Annotated in this window: 11 protein-coding genes; 5 read left to right on the top strand and 6 right to left on the bottom strand. The window is 72.4% G+C overall.

Annotated elements, in window-relative coordinates; all coding sequences use genetic code 11:
* A partial coding sequence (locus AOK11_RS33260) for an AfsA-related hotdog domain-containing protein (RefSeq protein ID WP_276204860.1) occupies positions 1-417 on the bottom strand: 417 nt, incomplete at its 3' end.
* Between the two features lie 248 nt (positions 418-665).
* On the opposite strand from AOK11_RS33260, the gene AOK11_RS33255 reads away from it, so the two are divergent.
* From AOK11_RS33255 to AOK11_RS33240, 4 genes are all read left to right on the top strand, one after another.
* A complete protein-coding gene (locus tag AOK11_RS33255; RefSeq protein ID WP_055597397.1) occupies positions 666-1,340 on the top strand; it encodes a ScbR family autoregulator-binding transcription factor in 675 nt (224 codons plus the stop codon).
* A 304-nt stretch (positions 1,341-1,644) separates the two neighbouring features.
* The gene (locus tag AOK11_RS33250; RefSeq protein ID WP_420903037.1) at positions 1,645-3,108 is read left to right on the top strand and encodes a DUF2252 domain-containing protein; all 1,464 of its coding nucleotides are present in this window, start codon (positions 1,645-1,647) and stop codon (positions 3,106-3,108) included.
* Positions 3,109-3,247: 139 nt separating this feature from the next.
* Entirely contained in the window at positions 3,248-4,102 is an 855-nt protein-coding gene (locus tag AOK11_RS33245; protein WP_206188979.1) for a hypothetical protein, read from the top strand.
* Positions 4,103-4,178: 76 nt separating this feature from the next.
* Complete coding sequence (locus AOK11_RS33240; protein ID WP_055597395.1) at positions 4,179-4,508, top strand: rhodanese-like domain-containing protein; 330 nt, start codon at positions 4,179-4,181, stop codon at positions 4,506-4,508.
* Between the two features lie 372 nt (positions 4,509-4,880).
* Here AOK11_RS33240 and AOK11_RS33235 read toward each other — a convergent pair whose 3' ends face one another.
* The 5 genes from AOK11_RS33235 to paaA are packed head-to-tail and all read right to left on the bottom strand — an operon-like array spanning position 4,881 to position 8,509.
* A complete protein-coding gene (locus AOK11_RS33235) occupies positions 4,881-5,939 on the bottom strand; it encodes a 2Fe-2S iron-sulfur cluster-binding protein (RefSeq protein WP_055597394.1) in 1,059 nt (352 codons plus the stop codon).
* Entirely contained in the window at positions 5,939-6,499 is a 561-nt protein-coding gene (gene paaD, locus AOK11_RS33230; protein ID WP_055597393.1) for a 1,2-phenylacetyl-CoA epoxidase subunit PaaD, read from the bottom strand. The genes AOK11_RS33235 and paaD overlap by 1 nt, the downstream gene beginning before the upstream one ends.
* Positions 6,493-7,227 (bottom strand): 1,2-phenylacetyl-CoA epoxidase subunit PaaC, encoded by a 735-nt coding sequence (gene paaC, locus AOK11_RS33225; protein ID WP_055597392.1) that lies wholly within the window; start codon positions 7,225-7,227, stop codon positions 6,493-6,495. Before paaC ends, paaD begins: the two co-directional genes overlap by 7 nt.
* Positions 7,224-7,511, bottom strand: a complete 288-nt coding sequence (gene paaB / locus AOK11_RS33220) for a 1,2-phenylacetyl-CoA epoxidase subunit PaaB (RefSeq protein ID WP_055597391.1) — start codon at positions 7,509-7,511, stop codon at positions 7,224-7,226. The genes paaC and paaB overlap by 4 nt, the downstream gene beginning before the upstream one ends.
* Positions 7,508-8,509, bottom strand: coding sequence for a 1,2-phenylacetyl-CoA epoxidase subunit PaaA (gene paaA, locus AOK11_RS33215; RefSeq protein WP_055597390.1), 1,002 nt, complete (start codon positions 8,507-8,509; stop codon positions 7,508-7,510). The genes paaB and paaA overlap by 4 nt, the downstream gene beginning before the upstream one ends.
* Before the next feature lie 262 nt (positions 8,510-8,771).
* On the opposite strand from paaA, the gene AOK11_RS44175 reads away from it, so the two are divergent.
* A partial coding sequence (locus AOK11_RS44175) for a hypothetical protein (protein WP_206188978.1) occupies positions 8,772-8,966 on the top strand: 195 nt, incomplete at its 3' end.

The following is an 8,966-nucleotide window of genomic DNA, read 5'->3' as shown; positions in this document are numbered from 1 at the left end:
GTCGACGGTGACCGGCTCCGCGGCATCCGCGAGCAGGAGTTCGGAGGGGGCGGTGGAGATTCCCAGGTCCCCCATGACGAAGTGGGTGTCGAGGGGGGCGCCGAACTCGGCATGGGCGAGGGCCATCGTGGTCTGGCGCAGCGTCTCGGCGATGATCATCGGATCCTGGTGGAGGTCGTCCACCGGGCCGAAGAAGGAGTGGTCGGCGGGCCAGTACGCGGTGACGCGGAAGCCGAATTCGGACAGGCGGACCCATTCCGTCGGGAAGATGTCCGCCGCACGGGTCCGGTGGGCGAGTTCCGCGGTGACGCGGGTGGCGGTGGGTGTCCCGGCGGCCTGTCCGATGGTGGTTGCGGGCGCGCTCCGCCGTCCGGTTCGATCCCCCGTGGGCGTGCTTGTGGCACCTGACTGCGGCATGAGGAACCCTCCGGATAGAAGGCCTGGCTCCGGTCGACTTCGCACTAAGATACGGACGAGCCGGTTTTTTTCAAGGGTGATCCACACCGTTGGAGACGAGCCCACAAGCCCACGCGACCGCACGGCATCGTGGTACGGCGGTATGCCGACCGCACGGCTACCGCACGGCTACCGCATGGCTACCGCATGGCTACCGCATGGCTACTTCACGGCGATCCACGAGATGCACGGAGATCAGGAGGCACCCGATGGCGCGACAGGAGCGCGCGATCCGCACACGGCGGACCATTCTGGACGCGGCCGCGGCCGTCTTCGACGAACGCGGTTACACCTCGGCGACCATCGGCGAGATTCTGGGCCGGGCCGGAGTGACCAAGGGCGCGCTGTACTTCCACTTCGGCTCCAAGGAGGAGCTGGCGCTCGGCATTTTCGAGGAGCAGCTGGCGGTGACCCTGCCGCCCCAGTCCAGCAAACTCCAGGAACTCGTCGACTCCGGTCTGGTGCTGGCCCTGCGGCTGTGCACGGACCCGCTGGTGCGCGCCAGCGTCGGACTGGCCCTGGACCAGGGAGCGTTGGGACTGGACCGGACTCCGGCGTTCCGGATGTGGATCGACCAGACCACCCGGACCCTGGCCGAGGCGAAGGCGAGGGGCGAGCTGCTGCCGCATGTCGAGGTGACGGAGACGGCGGAACTGCTGGTCGCGAGCTTTTCGGGAGTGCAGCTCCTCTCCCAGCTGCGTTGTCAGCGGCAGGACCTGGAGCACCGGGTCGTGGTGCTGTTCCAGCACATGCTGCCGGGCATCGCGGTGCCGGCGGTGCTGGCCCGGCTGGACATCTCGGCGGACCGCGGCCGACGGGCCCTTGAGGCGGGGCGACTGGAACCGGCCACGGGGAATGTGACCACCGGGGCAGAAGCGGGATAACGGGACAGCAGGACAGGCGTGGCAGGCGGTAGCCGTGGCTCGGACGATGGGGTGGACGGTGGTCGCGGGGTGGGTGGTGGCAGGGGTGCGGGTGGGTGACGAAGTCGTCCACGGTCCCGGAGTTGTCCACAGGGCCTGACGCATTTCGGCCACCGGGTTGTACGGTCGGCACAGTTGATGTCATGGCCTGCGCCGCCGCCCGTGTCGACGTCGAGGCGGGCCGACGGCCGGTGGCCGTTCGTGTGCGGCGCGGCCGACGCGTGTGTACGGGCGTACGCGTGGGCGTACGGGGGAGGCGGTTGTGGTGACCGAGACGGGTGCCGGCGGGACCGGGACGGGCAGGGCGGCGGAGCAGACGGAGTCGGGCCTCGCTGCCGGTGAGGTGCGGCGGCTGCCGCGCGTACCGGGCTTCGCGGCGTGGCCGCCCGAGGACTCGGCCAAGGCGGACGGCAAGGCTCTGCGCCGGCTGGTGCCGCGCGGGGCGCACTCCGCTCTCGACCTGGATCCCTCCCGTCCCGACGCGGTCAGTGCGGTCGAGGAGTCCAGCCGTGACCGGCTGTCCGAGCTGACGCCGATACGGGTGGGCAGGATGGCGGCGACACCGTTCGCCTTCCTGCGCGGATCGGCGGGCCTGATGGGCCACGACCTGGCCCGCACTCCCATGACGCGGATCCGCGCGCAGCTCTGCGGCGACGCGCACGCGGCGAACTTCGGTCTGTACGGCGACGCGCGCGGTGGGCTGGTCATCGACCTCAACGACTTCGACGAGACGGTGTGGGGCCCCTGGGAGTGGGACCTCAAGCGGCTCGCCACCTCGCTGGTGCTCGCGGGACGGGAGGTCGGCGCGGACGAGGACACCTGCCGCAAGGCCGCCCGTGACACGGTGGGCGCCTACCGTCGCACGATGCGGCTGCTGGCCAGGATGCCGGTGCTGGACGCGTGGAACGCCATCGCCGACGAGGAGTTGGTCTCCCACACCGACGCGCACGATCTGCTCGGCACGCTGGAGCGGGTCTACGAGAAGGCCCGCGCCAACACCAGCGGTCGTTTCGCGGCCAAGTCCACCGAGGCGACGGAGGACGGCGGGCGTCGCTTCGTCGACGCCGCGCCGGTGCTGCGTCGCGTCCCCGACGCCGAGGCCCTGGCGGTGGCCTCCTCACTGGAGGAGTACGTCGGCACCCTCCAGCCCGACCGGCTTCCGCTGCTGGCCCGGCACGCGGTGCAGGACGTGGCGTTCCGTGTCGTCGGCACGGGCAGCGTGGGCACCCGCTCGTACGTCGTGCTGCTCCTCGACCACCGGGGTGAGCCCCTTGTCCTCCAGGTGAAGGAGGCCCGAGCCTCGGCACTGGTGCCGCATCTGCTGACGGCCGGCTTCGACGTCCCCGACGCCGGCCACGAGGGCCGGCGCGTGGTCCTGGGCCAGAAGCGGATGCAGGTGGTCAGCGACAACCTGCTGGGCTGGACGACCGTCGAGGGGCGGCCCTACCAGGTACGGCAGTTCCGCAACCGCAAGGGCAGCGTCGATCCCACGGCCCTGTCCGCCGACCAGGTCGACGACTACGCCCGGATGACCGGCGCCCTCCTGGCCCGCGCCCACTCCCACAGCGCCGACCCCCGCCTGATCGCGGGCTACTGCGGCAAGAACGACGAACTCGACGAGGCGATGGGCGACTTCGCCTTCCGCTACGCCGACCGCACGGAGGCGGACCACGCGGACCTGGTGGCAGCGGTCCGCTCGGGCCGGATCGCGGCGGAGATGGGGGTCTGAGCACTGCTTCACTTCTTCCGGGGGTTCTCCGCCGGCCGGGTGGAGAGCCCGGTCGGCCGGCTCCCGGGGACAGCGCGGGCGGCGTCGGGAAGCAGGGTGGTGGGATTCGGGGGCGGCGGTGGTGCCCTACGCTGTTCGGGTGACGACCTCGGAGGGTGAGCAGGGCAGCGGCGGTGCCGGTGCGGGGCAGGCGTCGGTCGGCGGTGGTGCGCAGCGGCCCGAGGCACGGCTGGAGCAGGCCGTGCGGGCCGCGGAGCGGGCGCTGATCGAGTTCGAGATCGCGGTGGACACCTTCCGCATCGAGGTCGAGAACTTCTCCCGGCTGCACGAGCAGCGGCTCGGCCCCGTGTACGCCCGGCTCGAGGAGCTGGACGCCCGCATCCTGGAGGTCAAGGCCGCCCGCAGCGGTGACCCCGAGGACCGTCGGCTGGCCGACGACGCGCGCTCCCGGCTGCAGCCGATCCCCGGCGTGGAGGAACTGCTGGGCGGCTGGATGGACGGCAGCGGCCTCTTCCCGGAGGCCGCGGCCATGCTCACCGACCAGCCCGTCCGGCCCCCGGAGCGGGTGCGGCCCAGCGAGGAGGCCCGCAGGCTCTACCGCGACCTCGCCCGCAAGGCCCACCCGGACCTGGCGCAGGAGGAGGCGGAACGCCACCGTCGCGAGGAGTTCATCACCCGCGTCAACGCCGCCTACGCCCGCGGCAGCGAGGCAGAGCTGAAGGAACTCACCGCGGAATGGGCGGCGGGCCCGAAGCTGAAGGAGCAGGCCCCGAGCGCCGGCGAGGAGCTCTATGCCCGGCTCGAATGGCTCGCCCAGCGCAAGGAACTGCTCACGCTGGTCGCCAAGGAGCTCGAGGAGGGCGCCATCGGCTCGATGCTCCGGCTGGCCCCGGACGACCCGGACCGTCTCCTGGAGGAGATCGCCGAGCAGTTGCGCGCCGAGGTGACCGAGCGCGAGGCGGAGCTGGCGGCCCTGGAGGCTCTGGAGGGCTGAGAGCCGGTCCGGCGGGCGTGAGAGTCCCTGGGCCGGGGCTTCCGGTAGCGTCGGGGGTATGAGTTTTGTGACTGGAGTGCCCACGGTCGGGGTCTCGGACCTCAAGGACGGCGACTTCCTGCTGGACGTCCGCGAAAGCGACGAGTGGGCGTCCGGTCATGCCGAAGGGGCGCTGCACCTCCCGATCAGTGAGTTCGTCGCCCGCTACGGCGAGCTGACCGAGGCGGCTCCGCAGGACGGCCGGGTACATGTGATCTGCCGTTCCGGCGGGCGCTCGGCCCAGGTCACGATGTATCTGGTCCAGCAGGGCATCGACGCCGTGAACGTGGACGGCGGCATGCAGGTGTGGGAGTCCGCGGGACGCCCCGTCGTCACCGATGACGGCCGGCCCGGGCACGTTCTGTAGTACCCGCGTTCTGCGGTACCGGGGACGGGCGGGCGGTCATCGCAGGCCGCGCCGCGCATCGGGCACCGGGTCCGGGCCGGCGTCGCCGTACTCCGCGTCGAGCAGCAGCGAGCAGCAGGATGAGCAGGTCCGCGTCGGCCCGCTCATCCCCCGGGGTGCGGTCGGGACATGTCGGCGACGGGGCCCGAGGTGAGTGCCGGACTGGTCCCCGCGTCCCGCGCGGCCCCGGAGAGCACGGCCCGCGCCGCCGACGGACCCGGCGTCCCCTGCCTTCCGCCGTTCTGACGGGGTGTCAAGGAAGAACGGGTTCAAGAGGCAGGGAACGGTCCGCGCGGTGTGGACAGCGCTGCCGGGACGGTGGCGGTGTGGCCGTCACCGGTCGAAGTCCAGCTCCACCCTCTCCGTCACCGGATGCGACTGGCATGCCAGTACATAGCCCGCGTCGGTCTCCTCCGACTCCAGCGCGAAGTTGCGGTTCATCCGCACCTCGCCCGAGACGAGGAAGGCGCGGCACGTTCCGCACACCCCGCCCTTGCAGGCGTAGGGGGCGTCGGGGCGGTTGCGCAGCACCGTCTCCAGCAGGGCCTCGCCGTCCTGGACGGGCCAGGTGCCACCGCGTCCGTCGAGCAGGGCGGTGACGGTGCTGTGGGCGGGGGCCGGTGCCGTGGGGGCGGCCGGTGCGCCGGTGTCCACGTGGAAGATCTCCTCGTGGATGCGGGAGCGCGCCACGCCCAGGCCGCGCAGGGCCCGTGCGGCCCCCTCGACCAGCCCGTACGGGCCGCACAGGAACCAGCCGTCCACCTGCCCCACGGGCAGCAGAGCGGGCAGCAGGGCGGCGAGCCGCTCCTCGTCGAGCCGTCCGGACGGCAGCCCCGCCTGCCGCTCCTCCCGGGAGAGCACCGGAACCAGCTGGAACCGGTCGGGGTAGCGGTCCTTCAGGTCGGCGACCTCCTCCAGGAACATCGTCGAGGCGGCCGTCCGGTCACTGCGGATCAGGCAGAACCGGGCGCCGGGCTCGCGCTCCAGAAGGGTCGAGACGATGGAAAGCACCGGGGTGATGCCGCTCCCACCGACGATCGCCGCGTACCGGCCGGGTGCGGGCGGGAGAGTGAAACGGCCCGCCGGGGTCATCACCTCCAGCTCGTCCCCGACGCCGATCTCCTTCAGGGCGTACGTCGAGAAGGCGCCGCCCTCGACCAGCCGCACCCCCACCCGCAGCGTGTCGGGTCCCGCGCCGTCGGGGGCCGGGGAGCAGATCGAGTAGGTGCGCCGGATGTCCTCGCCGTCGGCCCTGCGCCGCAGGGCCAGGTGCTGGCCGGGGGCGTAGCGGTACTCCTCGCGCAGGTCCGGCGGGACGGTGAGGGTGAGGGCGACGGAGTCGTCGGTGAGCCGGTCGACGGCGGCCACCCGGAGCCGGTGGAAGCGCGCCATCACAACTCCTTGAAGTGGTCGAAGGGTTCACGGCAGTCCAGGCACCGGCGCAGCGCCTTGCACGCGGTGGACGAGAAACGGCTGAGCAGTTCGGTGTCGGCAGAGCCGCAGTGCGGGCACCGCACGGGCTCCGGCACGGGTTCGCCCGCTCCGTGCGCCCGTGGGCCGCGGGTGCGGGTCGGTCCGAGATCCACCGCGACCGCACCGGACGCCGGCCGTACGCGCGGCGGGGCGATGCCGAACTCCCGCAACTTGCGCCGTCCTTCGTCGGTGATGTCGTCGGTCGACCAGGCGGGCGCGAGCACTCTGCGGACGGTGACCTCACGCACCCCGTGCTCGCGCAGCACTCGCTCTATGTCCGCCGACATCGCCTCGACGGCCGGGCACCCCGTGTACGTGGGGGTCAGCTCGACCTCTACGGCGTCCGCCCCGTGTGCGTGCACCGCGCGCACCACGCCCAGCTCGCGCAGGGTCAGCACGGGCAGTTCGGGGTCGGGCACCGAACCGGCCAGTTCGAGCAGTTCCGCCTCCAGCGGGGTGGTGGCCGCCGGGGTCACCATGTCGCCCCCGGGTGGCTGCGGTGCAGGTGCTGCATCTCGGCGAGCATGCGGCCGAAGGGCTCGGTGTGCAGCCCCTGGCGTCCGGCGCCGGCCGCCCACGCACCCGTGCGCGGGCCGGCGGGCACGGTGAGCGTGGCCCTGTGCAGCACCTGCGTGATCCGCTCCAGCCAGGCCGTCTCCAGGGCCGGCCAGTCGATGCCGAGGCCCTCGACCGGCTGGAACATCTCGCCGGTGTACCGCCACAGCGCGTCCACCGCCCGCTGCATCCGGGTGTGGCCGGTGGCGGTGCCGTCGCCGAGCCGCAGGGTCCACTGCTCGGCGTGGTCGTGGTGGTAGGCGACCTCCTTGACGGCCTTGCCGGCCAGCGGTGCCAGCGGGCCGTCCCCGGCGGCGAGTTCGGCGTGCAGGAGGTGCTGGTAGGTGGAGAAGTACAGCTGGCGGGCGATGGTGTGGGCGAAGTTGCCGTTCGGCTGCTCGACCAGCTGGAGGTTGCGGAAGGCGCGCTCCTCGCGGAGGAACGCCAGCTCGTCCTCGTCGCCCGCCAGCGACAGCAGTACGCGGGCCTGGCCCAGCAGGTCCAGCGCGATGTTGGCGAGGGCGACCTCCTCCTCCAGCACGGGGGCGTGGCCGGCCCATTCGCCCAGGCGGTGGGAGAGCACGAGGGCGTCGTCGCCGAGGGCGAGTGCGGCCGTCGTGAGGACGGTGTCCCGGGCGGGTGTCGTCGTCACAGGTGCTGCACCCCCTCGGGGATCTCGTAGAACGTCGGGTGCCGGTAGGGCTTGTCGGCGGCCGGTTCGAAGAACGGGTCCTTCTCGTCGGGCGAGGACGCGGTGACCGCGGACGACGGCACGACCCAGATCGAGACGCCCTCGCCGCGGCGGGTGTACAGATCGCGGGCGTTGCGCAGGGCCAGCTCCGCGTCCGGGGCGTGCAGGCTGCCGGCGTGGGTGTGGGACAGCCCCCGGCGCGAGCGCACGAAGACCTCCCACAGGGGCCAGTCGGTGTCGGTCATGCGCGGATCGCTCCTGTCTCGCCGGTCGTGTGCTTGGCCGCGTAGGCGGCTGCCGACTCCCTGACCCAGGCGCCCTCTTCGTGGGCGCGCCTGCGCCGGGACAGCCGCTCCTCGTTGCACGGGCCGTTGCCCTTGAGGACGTCCCGGAACTCGGTCCAGTCGATCGGGCCGAAGTCGTGGTGCCCCCGTTCCTCGTTCCACCGCAGGTCCGGGTCGGGGAGGGTGAGGCCGAGCGACTCGGCCTGGGGGACGCAGATGTCGACGAAGCGCTGGCGCAGTTCGTCGTTGGAATGCCGCTTGATCTTCCAGGCCATGGACTGCGCGGAGTGCGGGGACTCGTCGTCGGGCGGGCCGAACATCATCAGGGACGGCCACCACCAGCGGTCCACCGCGTCCTGGGCCATCGCGTGCTGTTCGGGGGTGCCGCGGCTCAGGGCCAGCAGCAGTTCGTAGCCCTGGCGCTGGTGGAAGGACTCCTCCTTGCAGATGCGCACCATCGCGCGCGCGTACGGACCGTACGAGCAGCGGCACAGGGGCACCTGGTTGGTGATCGCGGCGCCGTCCACCAGCCAGCCGATCGCGCCGACGTCGGCCCAGGTCAGCGTGGGGTAGTTGAAGATCGAGGAGTACTTCTGGCGGCCGGAGTGCAGCTTGTCCAGCAGCTCCTCGCGGCTGGTGCCGAGGGTCTCGGCGGCGCTGTAGAGGTACAGGCCGTGTCCGGCCTCGTCCTGCACCTTGGCCATCAGGATCGCCTTGCGGCGCAGCGACGGCGCACGGGTGATCCAGTTGGCCTCCGGCTGCATGCCGATGATCTCGGAGTGCGCGTGCTGGGCGATCTGCCGGACGAGCGTGGCGCGGTAGGCGTCGGGCATCCAGTCGCGCGGTTCGATCCGCTCGTCGGCGGCGACGGCCGCGTCGAAGGCGCGCTCGTACTCCGTGCCGTCACCCCCGCCGCCCGCGCCCGCGCCGGCGCCGACGCTGTCGACTGCTGTCGCCATGAGGTCCCCTTCGACCTGGGTTCTTCCTGGGTTTTCCTGGGTTCTTCCCGGAACACGCTCCCGACCGATCGTTCGGTTCGTGCGAGTCCATGGTGAGACGGGCGCCGCGAGGTGTCAACAGCTGTGGATAACCTGCGGAGCGGGACCGGCGGCGGGGGCGGGCCCCGGTGGGCGACCGGGCCGGCCGTGGATGTGGTGACGGCCACGGAACGCGCGGACCGCTGGGGCTGTGCCGCGACGGCCGGTGCTGAGTACCGTTCCCGTGCGACGCTGCGGAGCGGTGCGCGGGCGGCACGTCGCCCTCGCACGCAGGACGGCGGCGGCGATCGGCCGGAATTCGGACCGGGACTTCGGACCGGGACTGTGGGGACGGGGCGGGATGGACGCGTACGACGAGGGCTCGCACGCCCGGCACGGGTGGACCGGGCCGGGAGTACCGGGCGACCCTGCCCCGCCC

The organism is Streptomyces hirsutus, assembly GCF_001418415.1.
GTDB classification, from domain to species: Bacteria; Actinomycetota; Actinomycetes; order Streptomycetales; family Streptomycetaceae; genus Streptomyces; species Streptomyces hirsutus.
Note: the sequence above shows the minus strand (reverse complement) of the source record. Positions and strands in the feature narration are given on the sequence as shown.